23 protein-coding genes are annotated in these 23,655 nt (G+C 68.9%); 8 read left to right on the forward strand and 15 right to left on the reverse strand.

All coding sequences use genetic code 11. The features are described 5' to 3' along the window. Positions 1–65 precede the first annotated feature (65 nt). From AB0J62_RS00525 to AB0J62_RS00540, 4 genes are all read right to left on the reverse strand, one after another. Positions 66–1,178 carry a DUF917 domain-containing protein gene (locus AB0J62_RS00525; protein WP_363862354.1) on the reverse strand — a complete coding sequence of 371 codons (1,113 nt, stop codon included), beginning with the start codon at positions 1,176–1,178 and terminating at the stop codon, positions 66–68. Between the two features lie 76 nt (positions 1,179–1,254). Continuing rightward, positions 1,255–2,328 (reverse strand): DUF917 domain-containing protein, encoded by a 1,074-nt coding sequence (locus tag AB0J62_RS00530; protein WP_363862357.1) that lies wholly within the window; start codon positions 2,326–2,328, stop codon positions 1,255–1,257. 76 nt (positions 2,329–2,404) lie between these two features. Continuing rightward, positions 2,405–3,976 (reverse strand): hydantoinase/oxoprolinase family protein, encoded by a 1,572-nt coding sequence (locus AB0J62_RS00535; RefSeq protein WP_363862360.1) that lies wholly within the window; start codon positions 3,974–3,976, stop codon positions 2,405–2,407. After that, positions 3,977–5,329, reverse strand: a complete 1,353-nt coding sequence (locus AB0J62_RS00540; RefSeq protein WP_363862363.1) for a cytosine permease — start codon at positions 5,327–5,329, stop codon at positions 3,977–3,979. Positions 5,330–5,451: 122 nt separating this feature from the next. Between AB0J62_RS00540 and AB0J62_RS00545 the strand changes: the two genes are divergently transcribed. Both AB0J62_RS00545 and AB0J62_RS00550 read left to right on the forward strand, forming a co-directional pair. Beyond that, a complete protein-coding gene (locus AB0J62_RS00545) occupies positions 5,452–5,832 on the forward strand; it encodes a DUF6153 family protein (RefSeq protein WP_363862366.1) in 381 nt (126 codons plus the stop codon). A 54-nt stretch (positions 5,833–5,886) separates the two neighbouring features. Then, a complete protein-coding gene (locus tag AB0J62_RS00550; RefSeq protein ID WP_363862369.1) occupies positions 5,887–6,474 on the forward strand; it encodes a DUF305 domain-containing protein in 588 nt (195 codons plus the stop codon). 87 nt (positions 6,475–6,561) lie between these two features. Here AB0J62_RS00550 and AB0J62_RS00555 read toward each other — a convergent pair whose 3' ends face one another. After that, a complete protein-coding gene (locus tag AB0J62_RS00555; RefSeq protein WP_363862372.1) occupies positions 6,562–6,852 on the reverse strand; it encodes a DUF2218 domain-containing protein in 291 nt (96 codons plus the stop codon). A gap of 68 nt (positions 6,853–6,920) precedes the next feature. Here AB0J62_RS00555 and AB0J62_RS00560 point away from each other — a divergent pair, with 68 nt between their 5' ends. Then, positions 6,921–7,466, forward strand: coding sequence for a TetR/AcrR family transcriptional regulator (locus AB0J62_RS00560; RefSeq protein WP_363862375.1), 546 nt, complete (start codon positions 6,921–6,923; stop codon positions 7,464–7,466). On the opposite strand, the gene AB0J62_RS00565 is transcribed toward AB0J62_RS00560, so the two are convergent. The 4 genes from AB0J62_RS00565 to AB0J62_RS00580 all read right to left on the reverse strand — a co-directional run bounded on the left by AB0J62_RS00565 (position 7,443) and on the right by AB0J62_RS00580 (position 12,261). Next, positions 7,443–9,527 (reverse strand): heavy metal translocating P-type ATPase, encoded by a 2,085-nt coding sequence (locus AB0J62_RS00565; RefSeq protein WP_363862378.1) that lies wholly within the window; start codon positions 9,525–9,527, stop codon positions 7,443–7,445. The genes AB0J62_RS00560 and AB0J62_RS00565 overlap by 24 nt on opposite strands. Before the next feature lie 118 nt (positions 9,528–9,645). Continuing rightward, a complete protein-coding gene (locus tag AB0J62_RS00570; protein WP_363862381.1) occupies positions 9,646–11,226 on the reverse strand; it encodes an ATP-binding cassette domain-containing protein in 1,581 nt (526 codons plus the stop codon). A 154-nt stretch (positions 11,227–11,380) separates the two neighbouring features. Continuing rightward, positions 11,381–11,587, reverse strand: a complete 207-nt coding sequence (locus AB0J62_RS00575) for a DUF6343 family protein (protein ID WP_363862384.1) — start codon at positions 11,585–11,587, stop codon at positions 11,381–11,383. Between the two features lie 2 nt (positions 11,588–11,589). Next, entirely contained in the window at positions 11,590–12,261 is a 672-nt protein-coding gene (locus AB0J62_RS00580) for a FadR/GntR family transcriptional regulator (RefSeq protein ID WP_363862387.1), read from the reverse strand. A 30-nt stretch (positions 12,262–12,291) separates the two neighbouring features. Here AB0J62_RS00580 and AB0J62_RS00585 point away from each other — a divergent pair, with 30 nt between their 5' ends. The 4 genes from AB0J62_RS00585 to AB0J62_RS00600 all read left to right on the forward strand — a co-directional run bounded on the left by AB0J62_RS00585 (position 12,292) and on the right by AB0J62_RS00600 (position 17,899). Then, entirely contained in the window at positions 12,292–12,699 is a 408-nt protein-coding gene (locus AB0J62_RS00585; protein ID WP_363862390.1) for a DUF3052 domain-containing protein, read from the forward strand. A gap of 425 nt (positions 12,700–13,124) precedes the next feature. Beyond that, on the forward strand, positions 13,125–16,973 hold the full coding sequence (locus AB0J62_RS00590) for a multifunctional oxoglutarate decarboxylase/oxoglutarate dehydrogenase thiamine pyrophosphate-binding subunit/dihydrolipoyllysine-residue succinyltransferase subunit (protein ID WP_363862393.1): 3,849 nt from the start codon (positions 13,125–13,127) through the stop codon (positions 16,971–16,973). A gap of 1 nt (position 16,974) precedes the next feature. Further along, entirely contained in the window at positions 16,975–17,151 is a 177-nt protein-coding gene (locus AB0J62_RS00595; protein WP_166679653.1) for a DUF6104 family protein, read from the forward strand. 13 nt (positions 17,152–17,164) lie between these two features. Continuing rightward, the gene (locus tag AB0J62_RS00600; RefSeq protein WP_363862396.1) at positions 17,165–17,899 is read left to right on the forward strand and encodes an AAA family ATPase; all 735 of its coding nucleotides are present in this window, start codon (positions 17,165–17,167) and stop codon (positions 17,897–17,899) included. Here the strand turns inward: AB0J62_RS00600 and AB0J62_RS00605 are convergent. Beyond that, on the reverse strand, positions 17,883–18,674 hold the full coding sequence (locus AB0J62_RS00605) for an alpha/beta hydrolase (protein ID WP_363862399.1): 792 nt from the start codon (positions 18,672–18,674) through the stop codon (positions 17,883–17,885). The two genes, AB0J62_RS00600 and AB0J62_RS00605, sit on opposite strands and share 17 nt — an antisense overlap. 92 nt (positions 18,675–18,766) lie before the next feature. Continuing rightward, positions 18,767–19,117 (reverse strand): metalloregulator ArsR/SmtB family transcription factor, encoded by a 351-nt coding sequence (locus tag AB0J62_RS00610; RefSeq protein ID WP_363862402.1) that lies wholly within the window; start codon positions 19,115–19,117, stop codon positions 18,767–18,769. Positions 19,118–19,231: 114 nt separating this feature from the next. On the opposite strand from AB0J62_RS00610, the gene AB0J62_RS00615 reads away from it, so the two are divergent. Then, positions 19,232–20,467: a sodium:proton exchanger gene (locus tag AB0J62_RS00615; RefSeq protein WP_363862405.1), complete on the forward strand. Its 1,236-nt coding sequence runs from the start codon at positions 19,232–19,234 to the stop codon at positions 20,465–20,467. A 43-nt stretch (positions 20,468–20,510) separates the two neighbouring features. Here the strand turns inward: AB0J62_RS00615 and AB0J62_RS00620 are convergent, their stop codons facing one another. The 4 genes from AB0J62_RS00620 to AB0J62_RS00635 all read right to left on the reverse strand — a co-directional run bounded on the left by AB0J62_RS00620 (position 20,511) and on the right by AB0J62_RS00635 (position 23,639). Continuing rightward, on the reverse strand, positions 20,511–20,810 hold the full coding sequence (locus AB0J62_RS00620; protein ID WP_363862409.1) for a WhiB family transcriptional regulator: 300 nt from the start codon (positions 20,808–20,810) through the stop codon (positions 20,511–20,513). A gap of 96 nt (positions 20,811–20,906) precedes the next feature. After that, positions 20,907–21,413 carry a GNAT family N-acetyltransferase gene (locus AB0J62_RS00625; RefSeq protein ID WP_363862413.1) on the reverse strand — a complete coding sequence of 169 codons (507 nt, stop codon included), beginning with the start codon at positions 21,411–21,413 and terminating at the stop codon, positions 20,907–20,909. Continuing rightward, positions 21,414–22,382, reverse strand: coding sequence for a zinc-binding dehydrogenase (locus tag AB0J62_RS00630; protein ID WP_363862416.1), 969 nt, complete (start codon positions 22,380–22,382; stop codon positions 21,414–21,416). It lies immediately after the preceding gene. Positions 22,383–22,439: 57 nt separating this feature from the next. After that, positions 22,440–23,639 carry an NADP-dependent malic enzyme gene (locus AB0J62_RS00635; protein WP_363862419.1) on the reverse strand — a complete coding sequence of 400 codons (1,200 nt, stop codon included), beginning with the start codon at positions 23,637–23,639 and terminating at the stop codon, positions 22,440–22,442. Between the last annotated feature and the right edge of the window lie 16 nt (positions 23,640–23,655).

Genomic DNA, 23,655 nt, shown 5'->3' on the forward strand with positions numbered 1-23,655 from the left:
GATCCTTGCACGGGTGGCTTGGAATCTCGGCCCGCCGCGGAGGGGTCAGCACGGCGGGCCGAGGGTCAGGGCGTAGTGACGAGGTCGCCGCGCAGCTCGACCGGGTCGAACTCCACGTCGAGCCCGAAACAGGCGGGTCCGAAGACAGCGAGTGCCTCCGGCGTCCGCATCAGGTCAGGCGTCGAGATGCCGACCACGGTGACCCGCTGGCCGTACCGCAGTCCCTCTGTAGTGATCGGCTCCGCGGTGTCCGCCTCCAGTACGCAAATCAGGTCCGGCACCGTGCACACCACCTCGCCGTCGACCTCCGCGACCAGGTTCTCGTTCTGGAAGCGCAGCTCGAGCTCCGACGTCCCGTCGTACCCCGTGAACCGCGCCCGCCCGCGCGCGAAGCCCTCGAGCGTACGGCGTTCCACGTCGACCACCTTGCCGCGGAACAGCACCCGCAGGTGGCTGTAGAGCGTCGGCGCGAGCGCGGCCCGGATCGCCTCGACCGGATCCCGGTGCGCCGCCCGCGCCTCCCGGACCGCCCGACCGAGCGACAGTCCGAGCGACAGCGTCCGCGGTACGGCGGTGCGCTTCACCTCCGCGCCCGTCATCGAGTACTCCGCGATGTGCGCGACCCCGCCGAGCCGGATCGTGATCCCGCGTGCAAGCCACTCCATCTGCTTGTTGTCCGTACCGGTGTCGATCACCAGGGTCTCGTCGTGCTCGCCGGCGATCGCCATCGGCGACCCCGGTACGCCGTACACCGAGAACGTCTCCATCTGCAGTTCGGGAAACGCCCGGCCCATGCCGTCGGCATCGACCACCGGCAGACCGGTGCGGGCGGCAACGAGCAGCGGGATCATCGAGTTGATGCCGCCGCACTCGATCGGCATGGTGGCGTCGGCGGTCCGGCCGAGGTGCCTCTCGAGCGCGCGCAGGGCGCCGACCGGCTCGCTGCCGCGCGGGATCTTCTCGACGATCACGGTCGGCGCGCCCATCTGCGCGGTCGGGATGACGAACGCGTCGTCGTCCAGCTCGTCCGGGTCCAGGACCGTCACCGGCCCGTGTTCCCGGATCGCCTGCTCGACCAGCAGCCGCCCGATCAGCGGATCCCCGCCACCACCGGTCCCGAGGATCGCCGCACCCCGCGCGAGATCCCTCAGGTGCTCGATATCAAGTTGCCAGCTCATGTCCGTCCTCGCTTCGCTCCGGGCGGACATGAGGCACGAATCACACTGTGCTTTTTGATTCCCTCGCTCCGCTCGGTCATACGGTCTCCAGCGCGCGGATCGGGTCGAGGTCGTAGCCGAAGTACCGCGGGCCGACCAGCTCGATGCCTTCCGGGGAGTGCCAGCGTTCGTCGGCAGGCGCGGCGAGCACGCTGACGCGGTGGCCGTACCGCAGCGCCTCGGTGGTGATCGGCTCGCCGGTCTCGGTGTCGAGCACGATGATCAGGTCCGGCGTGGTGGCGACCGCCGTACCTTCCAACTCCGCGACCAGATGCTCGTTCTGGAAGCGCAGCACCATCACGCGACCGTGCGACGCGTCCAGCCCGTCGACGGTCGCGTCACCGCGGGCGAAGCCGGTCGTCGTACGGCGTTGGACGTCGACGACCTTGCCGACGTGCAGGAGCCGTCCGCCGAGCTCGGCGACCACCGCCGCGACCGGGTCGGCGTGCTCGCGCTGGGCCTGCTCGATCGCCCGGCCGATCGTGACGCACTTGCTCAGCGTCCCGGCCACGAACGCGCCGCGGATCTCGGCGCCGGTCATCGCGTACAGCGAGACGATCGCCGAGCAGCCCATGTCGATGGTCGCCGAACGGGCCAGTCGTTCGGCCCACTCGTTGGTGACCGTGTCGAAGACGCCGCGGTTGCCCTTCTCGTCGACGATCGACATCGGGGTCGCCTCGATCCCCGCTAGCGTCGGCAGCACCATCTGCAGCTCGGGGAACGCGCGGCCCATACCGTCGCCGTCGACCAGCGGCAGCCCGAGCTGCGCGGCGGCGATCACCGGGACGGTCGAGTTGACCCCGCCGGCCTCGATACAGGCGAGGTGCGTCGGCGTCTTCCCGACGTACTTCGCCAGGGTCTGCACCGCGACCGAGATCTGGTCCGCGGACGGCAGCTTCTCCACCATCACCGTCGGCGCGCCCATCATTGCCACCGGCAACACACAGGCATCGTCCGGAAGGTCGCCGACGGCAACGATCTCCACCGGCCCGTGCTCACGCACCGCCTGCTGCGCGAGCAGCTTCCCGATGTGCGGATCGCCTCCGCCCCCGGTGCCCAGCACGGCGGCACCGCGGGCCAGGGACCCCAGGTCCTCAGCACGAAGCTTCATCGCGACCACTCCACCCCGTATCCCAGGCCACCGAAGCCATACCAAACCGTTTGGTATGGCGGCATGCCGGCGTGCGTCATGAGGCCTCCCCGAGGCGGAGGTCGCCGACTGCCTTGCAGCGGATGCGGGTCGCGTTACCGGGCAGGTACGGGATCGGCACCTCGTCGAAGTCCACGATCCGCACGGCCGCAGGGTCGGCGCCGGCCGCGATCGCACGGTCGACCGCCTCCTGGCGCGCCTCGTCCACCACCGCGTCCCGGCGGCCGGGATCGATCGCATACACCCGGTCGACCTCGCCGCCGACCTGCGCGATCGCCGCCCCGATCGCGTTCGCGACCGCGAAGTGATCCGGCCGATGGACCGCGAGGCTGCCAGGCAGATCGTCCGGCAGCAGGATCGATCCGCCGCCGACCGCCACCACCGGCAGCGGGTCGGGCGACGTACGCATCCGCTCCACCGCGTCCGCGATGTCCGCCGCCACCCGAGCCAGAGCCGCCTTCACCAGCGTCGGATCCAGCTCGGAGACCGCCGCAGCGTCGCCGACCTCAGCCCGGCCGGCGGCGACCGCAATGTCTGTTGCCGTGAGCGTCTTGCCCCCGAAGACCAGAGCCTCGTCGGTCAAGCGGTATCCCACCGACCGCGGCCCGACCGTCACCACATCGTTGCCCGAGGCTACCAAGCTGCCACCACCGATCCCGATGCTGAGCACGTCGGGCATCCGGAAGTTGGTCCGCACCCCGGCCACGTCGACCTCGGTGGTTGCCTCGCGCGGGAAACCGTGCGTGAGTACGCCGACATCGCTCGTCGTACCGCCGACGTCGACGACCGCGCAGGTGTCGAGGCCGGACAGCAGCGCCGCACCGCGCATCGAGTTCGTCGGACCCGACGCGAACGTGGCGACCGGGTACCGGCGGGCGAAGTCGACGTCCATCAAGGTGCCGTCGTTCTGGCTCAGATACAGCGGCGCGGAGATGCCGTGGCCGGCGACCGCACCGGAGAGTCCGTCGACGATGCTCGCGGCCAGCTCGCGGAGCGCGGCGTTGATGATCGTCGCGTTCTCCCGCTCCAGCAGGCCGATCCGGCCGATCTCGTGCGACAGCGAGATCGCCACGTCGTCACCGAGCTCGGAGCGCAGGATCTCCGCCGCGCGCAGTTCGAACTCGTTGCTCACCGGCGAGAACACCGACGAGATCGCGACCGACCGGACGCCGTGCTTCATCATGTCGCCCGCATGCCGGCGCAGCTCGTCCTCGTCCAGCTCGGCGATGTGCCGGCCGTCGAACTCGTGCCCGCCGTGCGCCAGGTAGCTGCGCCCGCTGATCGCCTCGACCAGCCGCTCGGGCCAGTCGACCAGCGGCGGCAGCGACGCGGTGGCGGGCAGCCCGAGGCGGAGCGCCGCGGTCGGGGCCAGCCGCCTTGCCTCGACCAGCGCGTTGATGAAGTGCGTGGTGCCGATCATCACGGCCTGGACCTGCGCCGGGTCGAAGGATCGCTCCGCCTGCAGCCGGTCGAGGGTGTCGATGATGCCTGCCGTGACGTCCGCGCTGGTCGCCGATTTGTTCGCGGCCAGCACGCTGACATCGCCACCGGTCCCGTCGAGCAGCACGGCGTCGGTGTTGGTGCCACCGACATCGATGCCGATACGCATTCAGATCCTCCCAGGTTCTACGACGGTGCTGATCTCGGTCGGCTCGCTGTCCATGGTCCGGCTGATCCCGACGCCGCGGATCAGGCCGAGCCTGCCCGCCACGACGTACGCCAGGAAGCCGACGACGAGTGAGTTGATGCTGGGCAGTCCCCAGCCGACGTACTTGCCGATCAGGGCGGCGCCGATCCAGATCACGATCGTGGCCGGTACCCAGGTCGGCGCGGTCGCGGGCAGCGTGCCCGCTGCTCGGGTCGCGTCCAGGTCGGGTCGCCAGCGCTTCACCACGAAGTACTCCGCGACCATGATCCCGGCGATCGGCGGGAACGCGACGCCGAGCACGGTCAGGAACTCGGTGAACTTGTCCAGGATCCCGCCGGCCGCGAGGACGCTGCCGAGGACGCCGACGACCAGCGTGACCACGGCCCGGTTGACGTGCCGGCCGAAGACGGTGCCGATGAAGTTCACGATGCCGAGGCCTGAGCTGTACAGGTTCCAGTCGTTGATCTTGATCGTGCCGAGGATGATCACGAGCGTTCCGACCCAGCCGACCGAGGAGGTGACGATCGTGATCACGTTCGCCGAACCGACCGCGTGGGCGAGCAGGACGCCGACCAGGCCGATCACGTACTCGCCGAGCGTGATGCCGAGGACGGTCTGCTTGACGACGTCGCCGACGCTGCGGTTGAAGCGGGTCATGTCCGGCGTGATCACCGCACCGACGATGAATCCGCCCGCGACGAGCGTCGTACCCTCCAGCAGGCTCAGATGCGGACCGGGCGGCGCGGCGTTCACCAGCGAGCCGAAGCTGTGGTCGGAGAGCTCGCTGATGATCGACCAGCCGACCAGGACCAGGAACGCCGGGACCGTCACGTACGCGACCCAGGCCATCGAGTGGAAGCCGCGCAGTACGACGAGCGTCACCGCGAGGCCGAAGACGAGCGACCAGCCCCAGGTCGGGAGTACGCCGATGAGCTGGCTGAGACCGGCCGCGGACACCGCGGACTGGATCCCGAACCACCCGATCAGGCTGATCCCGATCGCGAGCCCGATCAGCGACGAGCCGGCCTGGCCGAACCCGGTCCAGCGCGCGATCACCGACGTCTGCAGGCCCTCGCGGGCGCCGATGACGCCGATCAGGATCGCGACGAGTTCGAGGATCACCGCGCCGAGCGTGAGCGCCCAGAACGCGGTCCAGAAGCTCATCCCGAACCCGAGCGTCGCGCCGAGCAGGAACTGACTCAGCGCCGAGATCTGCCCGAACCGCTGCGTCGCCACCGACCACCAGGAGTACCGCGCGTCCTCCGGGACGCGGGCGAGCGCGTAATCGTCCGCACCTACAGATGTACCGGCCATCGAAACCTCCAGCCCTGGGATTTCACCGAACGTACGACTCCCGGCGGGCGGTCTCACCGTCCAGTGTGCACACTCGGCGGGTGCCGGCTGTGCAACCAGCCCAGCTCGCTACTCTTGTCGCGATGCCTGGTCGCACACACGAACGCGGAGCGCGACTGCTCCGTCTACTCGGCGTACTCACGGTAGTTGCCGGGGTCTTCGCGATGCACGGCCTCACCTCCCATCACGATGCGGCCATGGCTGCCGCTCAGCCGGCGATGGTCATGGAGCACACCCAGCCCGGCCTGCCGCACGTCGCGCCGACCGAGGAGATGCACGACATGGATGGTGCGTGTGTCGCAGTACTGACCGGGCTGGTGCTGCTGCTGGCGTTGTTGCTGGGATTGCGGAGCCTGCTCGTGTGGCGGGCGGTGTCTGTGCCGTCCGCGGCTGGGCGCCTGGTGCTGGGCGAACGCTCGCCGCCGCCGGTCAAGGCGTCGACGTTGGGTGTACTGCGGATATAGGCCGACGTGCGCCTGTTTCGCCGTACCCGTTTCGACACACACCCAAGGATTGTGATGACGCACGTCTACCGTACGACCGCGGCCTCGGCCGTGCTTCTCGTCGCCGTGTTCGGCGTGACCGGTTGCGGCTCGGACAACAGCCCGAGTACGCCGCCCTCCGCCTCCGCAGCCGCCTCGTTCAACGATGCCGACGCCACCTTCGCGCTGCAGATGATCCCGCATCACCAGCAGGCCGTGGAGATGTCCGACCTCGCGTTGCGCAAGGCAACGAACGCGGGGGTGAAGAACCTCGCGACCGCGATCAAGACTGCACAGGGCCCGGAGATCAAGCAGCTGTCCGGGTGGCTGACGACCTGGGGCAAGCCGGTCCCGACGCCAGGTACACACAGCGGGCATGCCATGGGCGGCATGATGAGCACCGAGGAGATGAGCGACCTCTCCGAAGCGTCCGGCGCTATGTTCGACCGGATGTGGACGCAGATGATGATCAAGCATCACCAGGGCGCGGTCGCCATGGCCGCGACCGAGCAGACCACCGGCAAGGACCCCGCCGCCATCGCCCTCGCCAAGAAGATCCAAACCGCCCAAACCACCGAGATCGCCACCATGACGCAGCTTCTCGGCCAACTGCCGGCGAGCTGACAGATCGCTGAGGACAGGAGGTAGTGGGCGACCGTGCACCCTCGAGATGAGCGGCCGAGCGCGCCTTGGCCTGACTACCTCCTGTCCTTACTGCCAGTGGATCTTCAGGTTGTCCCGGCGGCCGAGTTTCTCGATGCGTTCGGTGACCCGTGCGCTGAACTGGCGCAGCACGCCGGGGTCCTCCGCCTCGACCCGCAGCTCCAGCCGCGTCTGCACGGCGCGCAGCGTCCACGTCGCGCCGCCGAGGTCGACCACGAGCTCCCCCGGCGCTTTCGACAGCACCTTCATCCCACCCGGCTGATGCCCGAAATGCCCGCCCAGCCGCTCGACGTACCGCGCTGCCCGCTCGGTGTCGGCGTACCCCTCCATGACCGGCATACCCATGCCTCCTTTTTCAATACACTATGTCTCGAATACTAACAGCGTGTCCAGGTAGGATGAGGGCCGTGCCGAAGTTGTGGGACGACAGCATCGCGACGCATCGCCACGCCGTGCGGACGGCGACACTCGATGCGACCGCGGCGCTGGTGGCCGAGCGCGGGCTGACCGGCGTCACGATGTCCGAGGTCGCGAAGCGGGCCGGGGTCGGGCGGGCGACGCTCTACAAGTACTTCCCCGATGTCGAGTCGATCCTGACGGCATGGCATGACCGGCAGGTCGGCGATCATCTGCGACAGCTCACCGAGATCTGGACCGGCACCGGGCGACTCGAGGCGGTGCTGGAGGCGTATGCGTTCATTTGCCACGAGCATCCGCCGTCGGAGCCGGCCGCCTCACTGCACCGGTCGGAGCAGGTCGTGCGAGCGCAGGAGCACCTCGTCGAGTTTCTCGCCGGCCTGATGACCGACGTACGTGACGACGTTCCCCCGAAGGAGCTGGCGACGTACTGCGTGCATGCGCTGGGCGCGGCAGGCGCCGTACCGTCGAAGGCTGCGGTACGGCGCCTGGTGGCGGTCGTGCTGACCGGACTACGCGGCGAGGCGGGCCGGTGAGAGGTTGAGGCGGCGCAGCAGCTGGGCGTTCAGAGCCACGACGATCGTGGAGATCGACATCAGCAGCGCACCGACGGCCGGGGAGACGACGACGCCTGCGAAGGCGAGCACGCCGGCCGCGAGCGGGACCGTGATGACGTTGTAGCCGGTCGCCCAGATCAGGTTCTGCCACATCTTGCGGTAGCTGGCCTTGGACAGCTCGATCACCGAGAGCACGGCGCGCGGGTCGTCGGCGGCGAGGACGACGCCGGCGGATTCGATGGCGACGTCGGTGCCGGCGCCGATCGCGATGCCGACCTCGGCGCGAGCCAGGGCCGGAGCGTCGTTGACCCCGTCACCGACCATGGCGACCTTCAGCCCGCGGGCCTGCAATTCGGCGACCTTGGCGTCCTTGTCCTGCGGCAGGACCTCGGCGAACACCTCGTCGATCCCGAGCTCCTTCGCCACGGCATCGGCAACCTGATGCGCGTCCCCGGTGATCATCGCCACCTTCACTCCACGCCGATGCAACGCGTCCACCGCCTGCCGGGATTCGTCCCGCACCTCATCCTCAAGCGCGACAGCCCCGAGCACCTGCCCGTCTCTCACGACATGCAGCACCGCAGCGCCCCTGGCCTTCCAGTCCGCAACCTCCGAGTCCAACTCGCGAGGCTCCTCCAACCCGCTCTCCCGCAAGTACGCCGGTCCCCCGACGGCAACCTCCGAACCGTCAACAACCGCCTGTACACCTCGCCCGGTCAATGAGCGAAACTCCGACGCGACCATTCGTCCGCCGACTGGCACCCGATCGGCGTGTGCGCGGACGATTGCCTTTGCCAGCGGATGTTCGCTGTCCGCCTCGACTGCCGCAGCCAGGTTCAGCAGCTCATCGTGCGACACGGCTGCGACGGTAGCGACCCCGGTGACGGCCGGCTCGCCCTTGGTCAACGTGCCCGTCTTGTCGAACAGGACCGCGTCGATCGTCCGCATCCGTTCGAGTGCGAGGCGGTCCTTCACGAGTACGCCGGCCTTCGCCGCGCGCTCGGTGGAGATCGCGATCACCAGTGGGATCGCCAGGCCGAGTGCATGCGGGCAGGCGATCACCAGTACGGTCACCGTCCGCGTCACCGCCTCGTCGACCTTGCCGAGCAACGCCCACACCACGAACGTGATCAGCCCGGCGATCGACGCGAAGTAGAACAAGAACGCCGCCGCCCGATCAGCCAACGCCTGCGCACGCGACGACGACGCCTGCGCCTCGGCCACCAGCCGCTGGATCCCGGCCAGCGCAGTATCGTCACCGACCGCCGTGATCTCGATCCGCAGAGCGTTGTCGGTGGCAACGGTTCCCGCCACCACCGCGTCGCCGACGGCTCGCGACACCGGCCGCGACTCCCCGGTGATCATCGACTCGTCGACCTCGGCCTGCCCATCGACGACAGTCCCGTCGGCCGGCACCCGACCGCCGGACCGGACGAGTACGACGTCGCCCGCCTGCAACTCATGCAGCGAGACCTCGACGACCTCGCCGTCGATCACCTTCTCGGCCGTGTCCGGCAGCAAGGCCGCCAGCGCATCGAGCGCACCGGATGCGGCACCGAGCGCGCGCATCTCCAGCCAGTGGCCGAGCAACATGATCACGATCAGCAGCGCGAGCTCCCACCAGAAGTCAAGGTCGAACCCGCCGAGCTTCAGCGTCGTCACCCACGACGCCACGAACGCCACCGTGATCGCCATCGAGATCAGCAGCATCATCCCGGGCCGGCGGGACTTCAGCTCGCTCCAACCACCCGTCAGGAACGGCTGCCCGCCGTACACGAAGATCACCGTCCCGAGCACCGGCGCGATCACCCCCGAACCGGGGAAGTCCGGCCGCGTGTACCCCAGCAGATCCGCGAACATCGCGCTGAAGAAGACCACCGGCACCGCCAGCCCGAGACTGATCCAGAACCGGTCCTTGAACTGCGCCGCATGATCCCCATGCCCACCGTGCTGCCCGTGCCCCGCATGCTCCCCGTGTCCACTGTGCTCCGCGTGGCCCGCATACCCGCCGTGATCCATCTGCCCACCGTGCTCGTCCATGCCGCAGAACATACCCCTAGGGGGTATCAATCTTCAACCCTTTCCCGAAATCCGGCGGGCAGGTGGGCACAAAGGAACGCCCGGCCGGGTTAGCCGGCCGGGCGTTGGGTGGTGGCGGTCAGAGGGGCTCTATGTCCGTGAGGGTTTCCGGAGTCAGCTCCAGCCAGCGGGTGATGCCGATGTCGCGGAGGAACGGCACGTCGTGGCTGGCGATGACGAGGGCGCCGTTGTACGACGCCAACGCATCCTTGAGCTGGGCGACGCTGGACAGGTCGAGGTTGTTGGTGGGCTCGTCCAGCATCAGCAACTGGGGCGGGGGCTCGGCCAGCAACAGAGCCGCCAGCGTCGCCCGGAAGCGTTCGCCGCCGGACAGTGTGCTGACGAACTGGTCGGCCGCTCGACCACGGAACAGGAAGCGGGCCAGGCGGGAACGGCGTTCCTGGTTCTCCGTGCTCGGGGCCAACAGCGCCAGGTTGTCGACGACGGACAGGTCCTCGCGGAGCAGGTCGAGTCGCTGCGGCAGGTACCGGAACGGCACCGCCGGCAGCTCTCCCGACACGATCGACTGCAGCAGCGTCGTCTTGCCGGCGCCGTTGGGCCCGGTCAGCGCGATCCGCTCAGGCCCGCGGATCTCCAGGTCGACGTGCGCACCGGTTCGCAGTACGTGGTCCTCCAACCGCAGCACCACGCGACCAGCAGGTACGGCGGTCTTCGGCAGGTCCACCCGGATCGTGTCGTCGTCGTGGACCTTCTCCTCCGCGTCGGCCAACGCCTCCTGCGCGGAATCGAGCCGTTCGGACTGCATGCCGAGGTGCTTGCCGGCCGACACCTGCGCCGAACGTTTCAGCCCACCGGCGATGATCTTCGGGATCCCGCCCTGTTCGAAGGCCCGCTGCCCGCGGGCACGGCGCTGATCCATCTTCATCCGCGCCTCGACCAGGTCGCGCTTCTGCTTGCGTACGTCGGCCTCCGCCGCCCGCAGCATCCGCTCGGCCGCCTCTTGCTCGACCGCGACAGCCTCCTCGTACGCCGTCAGGTTGCCGCCGTACCAGGTGACCTCGCCCTTGCGGAGGTCACCGATCTGGTCGACCCGATCGAGCAGCTCCCGGTCGTGGCTGACGATCAGCAACGCCCCGCGGAACTGGTCGACGGCGTCGTACAGATGCCGGCGCGCCCGCAGGTCGAGGTTGTTCGTCGGCTCGTCGAGCAGCAGGACGTCGGGACGCCGGAGCAGCTCGGCCGCCAGGCCGAGCAGGATCGTCTCACCGCCGGACAGCTCGCCGACGCTGCGATCGAGGCCGATCGCACCGAGGCCGAGCTTGCCGAGCAGCGCCTCCGCGCGCTCGTCGACGTCCCAGTCGTCGCCGACGATCGTGAAGTTCTCCTCGGACGCGTCACCGGACTCGATCGCGACGATCGCCTTCCGGACGGCCTCGATGCCGAGCGCCTGGTCGACCCGCAGGGACGTGTCGAGGGTCAGGTCCTGCGGCAGGTACCCGAGCTCGCCGCTGACCCGGATCGCCCCGCGCTGCGGGGTGAGCCGGCCGGCGATCAGCCGGAGCAGCGTCGACTTGCCGGCGCCGTTACGGCCGACCAGACCGGAGCGGACCGGCCCGGCGACGAAGGTGAGGCCGTCGAACTGCACCTCGCCGTCAGGCCAGGCGAAGAAGAGGTCGGTGCAGGACAGGGAAAAACTCATAGGCGTTGCACTCCCAACGAGGTCTCGGACGAGACCGCGCACCAGACAGGTGGCGATCGATCGACTGAAGGAAAGACCTCGGAGTTACAACGCAGACCCCTGACGCCGGGAATGGGACGTCCGCCAGAATACGGGCCGGCGCACGGCCCATCAACTATTTTTCCGAACGCTTGCGCCAGGCAACGACCACCAGGTCCACCAGCGCGACCACGCCGAACGCCCCGAAGGTGATCACCCAGCCCGCCGGCAGATCGTAGGCGACCGACAGCACCACGGCCGCCGCGAACAACAGCACCCCGAACGCCGACAACACGATCCGCAGCGTCAAGGCGCTGCGCGGTGGCGGCGGTTCGAAGGCCATAGCTAGGGGGCCTTGCGCAGCCAGGTTTCGACGCCGGCGATGTGAGCGGTCATCCACGCGCGGGCTGCCTCGGCGTCGCCGATCTCGATCGCGTCGAGGATCGCGGCGTGCTCCGCCAGCGTGCGCTGGACAGCGCCGGCCTGGGTGACACCGCGCCAGATCCGGGCCCGCTGGGTGGCGCCGGAGATGCCGTCGAGCAGCGAGCAGACGACCTGGTTCCCGGTCGCCTCGGCGATCGCGCGATGGAACCGCAGGTCGTTCGCGACCAGTTCCTCGACGTCCGCGTCGGGTGTGAGGTCGCTGGTCAGCAGCCGTAGCTCGATCACCTGTTCCTGCTTGATCCGGGTGGCGGCCAGCGCGGCGACTCCCGGCTCGAGCAACCGCCGTACCTCGAAGAACTGCAGGACCGAGTCGTCGCGGTGCAGGTCGACCATGAAGTTGAGCGCGTCGAGCAGATGCGCCGAGTCGAGACTGCTGACATACGTGCCGTCGCCGTGCCGGACGTCCAGGACGTTGACCAGCGTGAGCGCCTTCACCGCCTCGCGCAGCGAGTTCCGCGACAGGCCGAGCCGCGCGGCCAGGTCCGCCTCTTTCGGCAGTCGATCCCCCGGACCCAGTTCCCCCGAGGTGATCATCTCTTTGATCTTGACGATCGCCTCATCCGTCAACGCCATCCAGTCAGTATGCCGCCCTACCATCCCCTCATGACCACCTCCGGTTACTCGGGAAAACCGCTGGCTGCCAAACTCGGCGTCAAGCCCGAGCACGTGGTCCTGCTCGACAACGCGCCGGACGGCTTCACGATCGAAGGACTGCCGGCCGGTACGACGGTCGCGCGCCGAGCAAGCGGTTCGTCGTACGACGTCGTGCTGATGTTCTGCCCGGACCGCTCGCGCCTCGCGAAGCGACTGCCGGTCCTGCTGGAGAAGACGGTGACGGCCGGCATGATCTGGGCCGCCTGGCCGAAGCGGTCGTCCGGGGTCGCGACCGACCTCGACGAGAACGGGATCCGCGAGCTGGCTCTCCCGCTCGGCGTCGTCGACGTCAAGGTCTGCGCGATCGACCCGACCTGGTCGGGTCTCAAGCTGGTCCGGAGGCTGACCAGCCGATGAAGGCCAATCATTCCCAGGTGGACTGATTCGGAGCGTGACGTTGGCCACACTTTTGCGCGCTTGTGATCATCACTGGCGGCGAGTGGACAACTGCATACAGTGGGCATCCACGCTCGACGGCCCCCTGACCCGGGCGTCGGGACGGGCGCCGGAAAGCCACATCTGCAAGGGGTCCCGGAGTCCCTGCCGTTGCTCTCCGCACCGACAGGTGGTGAGACGAGGGCGTGTGGCCTGAAACACCTTTGTGAGCAGTGTTTCAGGCGCCGGCCGATCGACTCGCCGGAGCCCGACCACTCGACACACTGGTCCGGTGGTCCCGGGCTGTGGAAGTGGTCCCGGTGCTATTAGCCTTTGCTTGGGACACCACCCATAACATCTGAATTAACCGTGCTACCGGACCCGAATCGGAAGAGGCGAACTGCCAAGTGGCCACCGAGCCATCAGACACCAACCCCCTAGCAGCCTTCGGTGCGAACGAATGGCTGGTCGACGAGCTGTACGAGAAGTACCAGCAGGACCCGAATTCGGTGGATCCGGCGTGGCTCGACTTCTTCAAGACGTACAACCCTGATGGCCCTGATGGCGATGCGAAGCCGGTGACGACTCCCCCGGCCGACGCTCCCAGTGCCGACGCTCCCAGGCCAGACGCGGTGTCCGACAACAAGACCCCCGAGGCGCCGAGCCGCGGTACGACGCCGACCGTGCCCGCCTCGAACGCTCCCGCCGCGGCCGCGGCGGCGCAGTCTCCCGCGACCCAGTCGCCTGCAACCCAGTCCCCCGCAACGCCGGCCCCTGCGCAGGCCGCCGCACCCCAGCAGGCAGCCCCTACCGGAGGCACGGTGAACCAGCCGACACCCGCACAGCCGGCGCAGCCCAAGGCAGGCCAGCCCACGGCCGAGCCCAAGGCGGCCGACGAGGCCGAGCGGAAGATCCTGCGCGGGGCCCCGGCCCGGACGGCGCAGAACATGGAGACCAGCCTCACGGTCCCCACCGCGACCAGCGTCCGCCAGGTCCCGGTCAAGCTGCTGATCGACAACCGCATCGTCATCAACAACCACCTGAAGCGCGCCCGCGGCGGCAAGGTGTCCTTCACGCACCTGATCGGCTGGGCGCTGGTCAAGGCGCTGAAGACGCTGCCGGAGATGAACGCGTCGTACGACGAGACCGACGGCAAGCCGACCCTGGTCAACCCGGCGCACATCAACCTCGGCCTGGCCATCGACATGCAGAAGCCGGACGGCACCCGGCAACTGCTGGTGCCGTCGATCAAGGCCGCCGAGACGATGACGTTCGCCGACTTCTGGATGGCCTACGAGGACATCGTCCGCCGGGCCCGCGACAACAAGCTCGCCCTGCCCGACTTCCAGGGCACGACGATCAGCCTGACCAACCCCGGCACGATCGGCACCCAGCACTCGGTGCCGCGGCTGATGACGGGCCAGGGCTGCATCATCGGCGTCGGCGCGATGGAGTACCCGCCGGAGTACCAGGGTGCGGCCGAGGAGACGATGGCCAAGCTCGCGGTCAGCAAGGTGATGACGCTGACCTCGACGTACGACCACCGGATCATCCAGGGCGCCCAGTCGGGTGAGTACCTGCGCCGGATCCACCAGCTGCTGCTCGGCCAGGAAGGTTTCTACGACGAGATCTTCCAGAGCCTGCGGATCCCCTACGAGCCGATCCGCTGGGCCGCCGACCTCCCGCACAGCCACGAGGAGGACATCAGCAAGCAGGCCCGCATCCTCGAGCTGATCCACGCGTTCCGGGTGCGCGGCCACATCATGGCCGACACCGACCCGCTGGAGTACAAGCAGCGCAGCCACCCCGACCTCGACGTCGCCACCCACGGCCTGACGCTGTGGGACCTGGACCGCGAGTTCGCCACCGGCTCGTTCGGCGGCGACCGGCGGTTCATGAAGCTGCGCGAGATCCTCGGCATCCTGCGCGACTCGTACTGCCGGACGACCGGTATCGAGTACATGCACATCCAGGACCCCGAGCAGCGCAAGTGGCTGCAGGAGCGGATCGAGCGGCCGCACACCAAGCCCCCGCGCGAGGAGCAGTTGCGGATCCTGGCCAAGCTGAACGAGGCCGAGGCGTTCGAGACCTTCCTGCAGACCAAGTACGTCGGTCAGCGGCGGTTCTCGCTCGAGGGCGGGGAGACCACGATCCCGCTGCTCGACGAGCTCTGTGAGGAGGCGGCCGGCGCCGGCCTGGAAGAGGTCGCGATCGGTATGGCCCACCGCGGCCGGCTGAACGTGCTGGCGAACATCGTCGGCAAGTCGTACGGCCAGATCTTCCGCGAGTTCGAGGGCAACATCGACCCGCGGACCGTGCAGGGCTCCGGTGACGTCAAGTACCACCTGGGCGCCGAAGGCGAGTTCGTCTCGGAGTTCGGCGACAAGATCAAGGTGTCGGTGGCGGCGAACCCGTCCCACCTGGAGACCGTCGACCCGGTGCTCGAGGGCATCGTCCGGGCCAAGCAGGACATCCTGGACCGCGGCGCGGCCTTCCCGGTGCTGCCGGTGCTCGTCCACGGTGACGCGGCCTTCGCCGGCCAGGGCGTCGTGGCCGAGACGCTGAACCTGTCCCAGCTGCGCGGTTACCGCACCGGCGGCACGATCCACGTGATCGTGAACAACCAGGTCGGCTTCACCACCTCGCCGGCCTCGTCCCGCTCGTCGATGTACTCCACCGACGTCGCCCGGATGGTGCAGGCGCCGATCTTCCACGTCAACGGCGACGACCCCGAGGCGTGCATCCGGGTCGCCGACCTGGCCTTCGAGTACCGGCAGGCGTTCAACAAGGACGTCGTCATCGACCTGGTCTGCTACCGCCGCCGCGGTCACAACGAGGGCGACGACCCGAGCTTCACCCAGCCGCTGATGTACGACCTGATCGAGCAGAAGCGCTCGGTCCGCAAGCTGTACACCGAGGCCCTGATCGGTCGTGGCGACATCACGATCGAAGAGGCCGAGCAGGCGATGATGGACTTCCAGCACCGGCTCGAGCGGGTGTTCGCGGAGGTCCGCGAGGCGAAGAGCCAGCCGGACACGCCGGCGCCGTACGTGACGGCTCCGGTCTACCCGGACAAGCCGGAGGGTCCGGACGCGACCGCGACCACGCCCGAGGTGCTGAAGAAGATCGCCGACGCGCACACCACGCTGCCGGCCGGCTTCACCGTGCACCCGAAGGTGATGCCGCAGCTGCAGCGCCGGGCGCACGCGATCACCGAGGGCCCGATCGACTGGGCCAGCGCAGAGATCACCGCCTTCGGCTCGCTGCTGCTCGAGGGCCGGCCGGTCCGGCTCGCCGGTCAGGACAGCCGCCGCGGGACGTTCGTGCAGCGGTTCGCCGCGATCATCGACCGGGTCAACGGCCAGGACTACGTCCCGCTGCAGAACCTGGACGAGGGTCAGGCGAACTTCTACGTCTACGACTCGCTGCTCAGCGAGTACGCCGCACTCGGCTTCGAGTACGGGTACTCCGTGGCGCGGCCGGAGGCGCTGACCCTGTGGGAGGCGCAGTTCGGCGACTTCGTCAACGGCGCGCAGTCGATCATCGACGAGTACATCTCGTCCGGTGAGGCGAAGTGGGGCCAGAAGTCCGGTGTCGTGCTGCTGCTGCCGCACGGCTACGAGGGCCAGGGCCCGGACCACACCTCGGCCCGGATCGAGCGGTTCCTCGCGCTGTGCGCGGAGAACGCGATGACCGTCGCCCAGCCGTCGACGCCCGCGTCGTACTTCCACCTGCTGCGCCGGCACACGCTCGGCGAGGAGCACAACCCGATGGTCGTGTTCACGCCGAAGCAGCTGCTGCGGCGCAAGGAGGCGGTGTCGCAGCCGGAGGAGCTGACCCACGGCACCTTCCGGCCGGTGATCAACGACGCGGAGGCCGAGGCGAACCCGGCGACCGTCGAGCGGGTCATCCTGGCCTCGGGCCGGATCGTGTACGACCTGCTGGCCGAGCGCAAGAAGGTCGAGCCGGACAAGATCAGCACGGCGGTAGTGCGGGTGGAGCAGCTGTACCCGCTGCCGGCCGAGGAGATCGTGGCCGAGCTGGCGAAGTACCCGAACGCGACCGAGATCCGCTGGGTGCAGGACGAGCCGGCGAACCAGGGTCCGTGGCCGTTCATGGCCCTGAACCTGACCGAGCACCTGGGCGGCAAGCCGTTCTACCGGGTGTCCCGGCCGGCGATGGCGGCCCCGGCGGTCGGCTCGCACGGTGTCCACGGCACCGAGCAGACGACGCTGCTGAAGCAGGCGTTCAGCTGACGTGTACTTCACCGACCGCGGGATCGAGGAGCTCGAGAAGCGGCGTGGCGAGGAGGATGTCACGCTGGCTTTCGTGGCCGAACGGCTGCGTGAGTTCGTCGATCTGAACCCCGAGTTCGAGACCCCGATCGAGCGCTTCGCCACCTGGCTGGCTCGGTTGGACGACGAAGACGAGTAGTTATTCTGAGCGAATGCCCTTCGCCTCGCATCCCGTATGCCGGGTTGCCGCGGCGGAGGGCATTCGTCCGTCCGGCCACTGGCCGCACACCATCCCCGCGGTCCACCAACTCCTGACCGACGGCCTCGACCTCGAGCCGGGCGTCACATTCCTGGTCGGTGAGAACGGCGCGGGCAAGTCCACGCTCGTCGAGGCGATCGCCGTCGCGTTCGGCCTGTCGCCCGAGGGCGGCTCGACCGGCGCCCGGCTGACCACCCGGGCGACCGAGTCACCGCTGGCCGACGACCTGCTGCTGACCCGCGGCGTCGGCGCGAAGCGGGCCGGCTTCTTCCTCCGCGCCGAGACGATGCACGGCTTCTACTCCTATCTGGAGCGCAACCCGAAGACGTCCGGCCCACCGGAACCGGTCTTCCACGAGATGAGCCACGGCGAGAGCTTCCTCAACCTCATCAGTGACAGGTTCAACCGGCCGGGGTTCTACTGCCTCGACGAGCCCGAGTCCGCGCTCTCCTTCTCCAGCAGCCTCGCCGTGATCGGCGTACTCAACCGTCTCGCCGAAGGCGGCTCACAGGTGCTGTGCGCGACCCACTCCCCGGTCATCGCCGCCCTGCCCGGCGCGACGATCCTCGAGGTCGGCGACTGGGGCATCCGCCGTACGACCTGGGAGGAGCTGAAACTCGTCCAGAACTGGAAGGCCTACCTGCAGGCACCGGAGAGGTACCTACGGCACATCATCCAGTCCACTTGACGTGTGCGAGGGCGTCAGCGACCAGTGCGGCGGTCTGTTGTGGTGCCTCGTCCGGAAGGAAGAACACTGCGCCGGGGATCGTCACCACGGTCACGTCGGCGGCCGCCTCGAGGGTGGCTCGCTCGGCGGTGCTGAGACTACCGTCCCCCTTCTCGGCGTGGACCACCCACACCGGGGAGCCTGACGCGGCCAGTTCGGCGGCATAATCACGGTCGGCGGCGAGGTAGTCGAAGTACGGGCCGAGGAGCCGAAGGGCGTCGCCGGCCCTGTTCTGCTTGAGGTCCTCGATCAGCTCCCGCTTGTGCGGCTCCGGTGTCTTGGCAGACCTCGCCATCAGCGGAAGCAGCTTGAACAGGACGGCCATCGGCCAGCTGCCCACCTTCTGCGACGCCGACACGACGGCGCGGAAGAATCCGGCTTCGTCCTCGGTCGTCAGGCTGATGCCCAGGAGCACGACCGGGCCATGGAAATGACCGCCGAGCAGCATCTCCACGGCAACCGTGGCGCCGTGCGAGAAGCCGACGACCACGTCGCACCGGTGCAGCTTGGCCAATTCGCCGGCCCTACGTGCCAGGCCCGGAACGGACACGTCACCTACGAGCGGGGCACCCGCCATGCCCGGCAGCGTGGTAGCCACCAGACGAACACCGGCCAGCGCCGGCTCAGCCATCACCAGGTCGAACGAGCGGGCCGCGTTGGCTCCGCCGGGTAACAGCAGCACCCCGCGCTCGGCATCGTCAGGACCCGCGGTCAACAACTCCCAGGCTTCCCTCATCGCTACCTCCCCCTGCCCTGAAGGTAGGACGCGGCGGAACCAGGCGAAACCCCCGGCACCTTACGGGCCCGTGACGCAGTCCCCGGGGATGCTCAGCCCGTGTGCGGCGGCCGGGTACGGCGGGGTGGGTCGGGGGCGAGGGAGCCGTCGGGGGCGATGTGCTCGAAGATCTGGTCGACCAGGTTGAGCACGTGCGGGTCGTCCACGGTGTAGATGTGCCGCCGGCCCTCGCGGCGGGCGGTGATGATCCCGGCCAGCCGGAGCTTGCCGAGGTGCTGGCTCGCGGTGGCGATACTCACGCCGACGCGCTCCGCCAGGGTGCCGACGTCGTACTCCCCCTGCGCGGCCAGCGACACCAGGTGCAGCCGGACGGGTGCGGAGAGCATGGCGAAGGTGCCCGCGGCGGAATCGAGCTGAGCCTTCGTCGGTTCAGGGTTGGTCATCGCGCAGTCATTGTGACCGGTAGACCGGTCCGCGGACAGCTCGCCGAGCCGTCGTGACGACGGTCTCATACTTTCGCAATTGCGAAAGTATCGAAACGGTGGCAGGCTGGAACCATGTTCCGAGCGCTCCGCCCCGTGCTGTTGCTGTTCCTGGTGGCGATCCCCGCGGTCGTCCTCCGGCTCACCGGCACCCATCCCCCGGCACTGGCCTCGATGCTGATCTTCGGCCTCGCCGTGGTCGCGGCGTCCTTCGTGCTGGCCTGGGCGGCCGAGGCGGCAGAGATGGACATCTCGGGCGGTCTGGCGATCGCACTCCTGGCGGTCATCGCAGTCCTGCCGGAGTACGCCGTCGATCTGTACTTCGCCCACACCGCCGGCTCCAATCCGGACTACGTGCAGTACGCCGCGGCCAACATGACCGGGTCGAACCGGCTGCTCCTCGGCCTCGGCTGGTCGAGCGTCGTGCTGATCAGCCTGTACGTCGCCTCGCGGCGCAGCGGGCAATCCGTCAAGGCGCTGGTGCTCGAGTCCGGGTACCGCCGGGAGCTCGGTTTCCTCGCGGTTGCCGGTCTGGTCGCGTTCGTGATCCCGGTGACCGGCCAGATCCACCTGGTGCTGGGGATCCTGCTGCTCGCCTTCTTCGCGTACTACCTGTACCGCGCGGCCACGTCGGAGCATGACGACGAGCCAGACCTGATCGGGCCGGCCGCGACGATGGGTGGGTTGCCTAAACTGCAGCGGCGGATCATCGTCGCCGCCATGTTCCTGGTCTCGGCCGGGATCATCCTGGCGGCCGCGGAGCCGTTCGCGGACTCACTCGTGCAGGGCGGCCGGGCGCTGGGGATCGACCAGTTCCTGCTGGTCCAGTGGCTGGCGCCGCTGGCGTCCGAGGCGCCGGAGTTCATCGTGGCGATCCTGTTCGCGTGGCGGGGCAAGGGCGCTGCGGCCCTGGGCCTGCTGATCTCCGCGAAGGTGAACCAGTGGACGCTGCTGATCGGCAGCCTCCCGATCGCGTACGGGATCGGTGGGGGCGGCGCGGCGCTGCACCTGGACGGGCGGCAGATCGAGGAGTTCCTCCTGACCGCCACGCAGACGTTGCTCGGGATCGCGATCCTGCTGAACCTGCGGTTCCCGCGCTGGGCGGCGTGGACGTTGCTGGGGCTGTTCGCGGTCCAGTTCGCCGTGCCGGGTCAGACGGGGCGGTACATGATCAGCGCGATCTACCTCGTGCTCGCGATCGGCGCGGCGATCCACAACCGCGACCAGGTCCTGCGGACCATCACCTCACCGTTCCGCCGGACGGAAAAGCCCGCCGACGCAGAGCGCGCCGACGAGCTCATCAACGTCTAGGGCGCCTCTCCCACTCCCACGCCGTAGCGTGGGAGTGGCGCGCCTAGCTGGCCTGCTGCTCTTCGATGATCGCGGGGCGGTTGCGGCGCTCCTGCGGGCCCGGGCGGCCGCGGCGGCGGCCGTAGAGGAACTTCTCGCCGGCAGCGGTGCCGGTGAACTTCGTCCGGCGGGCCCACTCCCGGCACTCCTCGATCACCGGGCAGGAGGTCAGACAGATCGCCTGCGCCTTCCGCTGCTCCCACTGGGTCGCGGTCTCGTCGTACGACGGCGCCTGTCCGACGCACGCGGCCTTCGTCATCCAGCGGTCTGCCGGGTCAACGATCACCGTCAAAGTAGGCCTCATGGGCTCATCGCTCCTCATCGATCGGGCGGATCGGTAGGAACAGACTGAACCTGTCGCGTTGCCCCGGTGCGACGGCCATGTTTCCGGCATGAAACGTCAGCTCCGGACGAGACGGATCTCGCGCAGATCGAAGTACGGATCGTGCTTGCCGACGCCGTCCGGCGCGAACCCGTGCCGCCGGTAGAAGCCGAGCGCCTGCACGTTTGCCTCGAAGACCCAGAGGAACGCGGGCTGTTTGCCGATGGCAACGTCCAGCAGGCGGGTCCCGAGACCGGTCTTCCAAAACGCCCGCCGGGTGTAGATCGCCTCCAGCTCGAACGGCACCGGCGCGTCCTCGTCGCGGCCCGGGCCGATCCCGACGAAACCGGCGACCCGGTCCTGGACCGGCGCGTCCGGATCCGGGTTCACGGCGATCCAGCGGCGCCGGCCCTCACCCAGGGGCGCGGTCCAGCGCTCGATCCGGCGTTCGAGGTTCGACGTACGCTCCAGGAGTACGTCGGCCGGCAGGAGCCCGGCGTACGCCTCCCGCCAGCAGAGCAGGTGACACCAGGCCGCGGCCTCGGCGTCGTCGAGCGTGACCGGCCGGATCTCGGGTTGCTGCACTCAGATAGTAAAGACGATCTTGCCGAAGACGTCGCCCGCGTTCATCTTCGCGAAGCCGTCGCGGGCGTCCGCGAGCGGAAAGATCGAGTCGATGTGCGGTGAGATCCCGGCGGTGGCCATGAACTGCAGCAGCTCGGCCAGCTCGGTGCGGGTGCCCATCGTGGAGCCCTGGACGCGCAGCTGGAGGAAGAAGATCCGGTTCAGCTCGGCGGACTTCGGCGCCTGGCCGCTGGTCGCGCCGGAGATCACCAGCGTGCCGCCCTGCTTCAGCGACTTGAGCGAGTGCGACCAGGTCGCCTGCCCGACCGTCTCCATCACCGCGTCGACCCGCTCGGGCATCCGCGCGCCGGACTCGAACGCCTCGTGGGCGCCGATGTCGATCGCCTTGGCCCGCTTCGCCTCGTCCCGGCTCGTTGCCCACACCCGCATCCCCGCGGCCCGCGCCAGCGTGATCAGCGAGGTCGCCACACCACCGCCCGCACCCTGCACGAGCACGGTGTCGCCCGGCTTCAGGCCCGACTGCGTGAACAACATCCGGTACGCCGTGAGCCACGCCGTCGGCAGGCAGGCCGCCTGCTCGAAGCTCAGCCCGGCCGGCTTCGGTACGACGTTCCGCGCGGGCACTGCGACCTTCTGGGCGAGCGTGCCCTGGTACCGCTCGCTCAGCAGCGACCGCTTCGGGTCGAGCGTCTCGTCGCCCTTCCACGCCGGGTCCGAGATCACCGCGTGCACGACGACCTCGTTCCCGTCCGGGTCCACGCCGGCCGCGTCACAGCCGAGGATCATCGGCAGGTTCTGCTCGGCCAGCCCGACACCCTTCAACGACCAGAGATCGTGATGGTTGAGCGCCGTCGCCTTCACATCGATGGTCACCCAACCCTCGGGGACCTCAGGCTCCGGCCGCTCGCCCACCTCCAACGCGGAGATCGGGTCGTCGGCGTCGAACTTGGCGGCATAGGCAGCAAGCATGCAGACCACCTTAGACGCCCGTCCTCCGCGCCACGGACCTGATCCTGGCGTGCCGGATCAGGCCTGACGGGCGACCCCGTCGGCCGTGGCAGCGGCGGCGACGGCGGCTGCGACCGCCGGGGCCACGCGCTCGTCGAACGGGGATGGGATGATGTAGTCGGGGCGCAGATCGTCGGCCGAGATCAGGCCGGCGAGGGCGTTGGCGGCGGCCAGTTTCATCCCCTCGGTGATCCGCGACGCGTTGGCGTCGAAGGCCCCGCGGAAGATGCCCGGGAAGGCCAGCACGTTGTTGATCTGGTTCGGGAAGTCCGAGCGCCCGGTTGCGACGACCGCGGCGTGCCGGTGGGCGATATCCGGGTGCACCTCGGGATTCGGGTTCGCCAGCGCGAAGATCATCGCATTCGGGGCCATCTTCGCGACGGCCTCCTCCGCCACGGTGCCGCCGGAGACGCCGAGGAAGAGGTCCGCCCCCTCGAGCGCGTCGACCAGCCGGCCGGACAGGCCGCCGGTGTTGGTGTCGCGGGCCAGCGACAGCTTCACCGGGTTGAGGTCGGCACGGTCCTCGTGCAGCACGCCCTTGCTGTCCACCACGGCGAGGTCGCCGACGCCGGCCTGCAGAAGGATCCGCGCACAGGCCACCCCGGCCGCACCGGCGCCGGAGATCACCACCCGGATGTCCTCGATCGACTTGCCAGTGACTCGTAGCGCGTTGCGAAGAGCGGCGAGTACGACGACCGCCGTACCGTGCTGGTCGTCGTGGAAGACCGGGATGTCGAGCCGCTCCTTGAGCCGGCGCTCGATCTCGAAGCAGCGCGGGGCGGAGATGTCCTCGAGGTTGATCCCGCCGAAGCTCGGCGCCATCCGCGCGACCGTCTCGACGAACTCGTCCACCTCGGTGCAGTCCAGCGCGATCGGCACCGAGTCGACGCCGCCGAACTCCTTGAACAGCAGCGCCTTGCCCTCCATCACCGGCAGCGACGCGGCCGGGCCGATGTCACCCAGCCCGAGGACGGCGGTGCCGTCGGTGACGACTGCCACCACGTTGGACTTCCACGTGTAGCGGCGTACCAGCGACGGGTCTTCGGCGATCGCGGTGCAGACCCGCGCGACGCCGGGCGTGTACGCCTTGGACAGATCATCGGCATCGCGGACGTGGATCGACGACGTCACCTCGATCTTGCCGCCGCGGTGCAGCTCGAAGACGGCATCACCGGCGAACGGATCGGAGATTTCGGGCGAAAAAGGCTGGGCGACCATGCGGGGACCCTTCAGG

Origin of the sequence: Kribbella sp. NPDC049584 (assembly GCF_040675555.1) — a bacterium.
In the GTDB taxonomy this organism is placed as follows: Bacteria; Actinomycetota; Actinomycetes; order Propionibacteriales; family Kribbellaceae; genus Kribbella.

Bases quoted from the DNA above. Each gene is read 5' to 3' on its own strand.
- AB0J62_RS00550 (WP_363862369.1), top strand. From the start codon at position 5,887: ATGACGCACGTCTACCGTACGACCGCGGCCTCGGCCGTGCTTCTCGTC.
- AB0J62_RS00525 (WP_363862354.1), bottom strand. From the start codon at position 1,178: ATGAGCTGGCAACTTGATATCGAGCACCTGAGGGATCTCGCGCGGGGT.
- AB0J62_RS00575 (WP_363862384.1), bottom strand. From the start codon at position 11,587: ATGGCCTTCGAACCGCCGCCACCGCGCAGCGCCTTGACGCTGCGGATC.
- AB0J62_RS00530 (WP_363862357.1), bottom strand. From the start codon at position 2,328: ATGAAGCTTCGTGCTGAGGACCTGGGGTCCCTGGCCCGCGGTGCCGCC.
- AB0J62_RS00600 (WP_363862396.1), top strand. From the start codon at position 17,165: ATGCCCTTCGCCTCGCATCCCGTATGCCGGGTTGCCGCGGCGGAGGGC.
- AB0J62_RS00585 (WP_363862390.1), top strand. From the start codon at position 12,292: ATGACCACCTCCGGTTACTCGGGAAAACCGCTGGCTGCCAAACTCGGC.
- AB0J62_RS00545 (WP_363862366.1), top strand. From the start codon at position 5,452: ATGCCTGGTCGCACACACGAACGCGGAGCGCGACTGCTCCGTCTACTC.
- AB0J62_RS00555 (WP_363862372.1), bottom strand. From the start codon at position 6,852: ATGCCGGTCATGGAGGGGTACGCCGACACCGAGCGGGCAGCGCGGTAC.
- AB0J62_RS00565 (WP_363862378.1), bottom strand. From the start codon at position 9,527: ATGGACGAGCACGGTGGGCAGATGGATCACGGCGGGTATGCGGGCCAC.
- AB0J62_RS00580 (WP_363862387.1), bottom strand. From the start codon at position 12,261: ATGGCGTTGACGGATGAGGCGATCGTCAAGATCAAAGAGATGATCACC.
- AB0J62_RS00605 (WP_363862399.1), bottom strand. From the start codon at position 18,674: ATGAGGGAAGCCTGGGAGTTGTTGACCGCGGGTCCTGACGATGCCGAG.
- AB0J62_RS00610 (WP_363862402.1), bottom strand. From the start codon at position 19,117: ATGACCAACCCTGAACCGACGAAGGCTCAGCTCGATTCCGCCGCGGGC.
- AB0J62_RS00635 (WP_363862419.1), bottom strand. From the start codon at position 23,639: ATGGTCGCCCAGCCTTTTTCGCCCGAAATCTCCGATCCGTTCGCCGGT.
- AB0J62_RS00630 (WP_363862416.1), bottom strand. From the start codon at position 22,382: ATGCTTGCTGCCTATGCCGCCAAGTTCGACGCCGACGACCCGATCTCC.
- AB0J62_RS00540 (WP_363862363.1), bottom strand. From the start codon at position 5,329: ATGGCCGGTACATCTGTAGGTGCGGACGATTACGCGCTCGCCCGCGTC.
- AB0J62_RS00615 (WP_363862405.1), top strand. From the start codon at position 19,232: ATGTTCCGAGCGCTCCGCCCCGTGCTGTTGCTGTTCCTGGTGGCGATC.
- AB0J62_RS00535 (WP_363862360.1), bottom strand. From the start codon at position 3,976: ATGCGTATCGGCATCGATGTCGGTGGCACCAACACCGACGCCGTGCTG.
- AB0J62_RS00570 (WP_363862381.1), bottom strand. From the start codon at position 11,226: ATGAGTTTTTCCCTGTCCTGCACCGACCTCTTCTTCGCCTGGCCTGAC.
- AB0J62_RS00620 (WP_363862409.1), bottom strand. From the start codon at position 20,810: ATGAGGCCTACTTTGACGGTGATCGTTGACCCGGCAGACCGCTGGATG.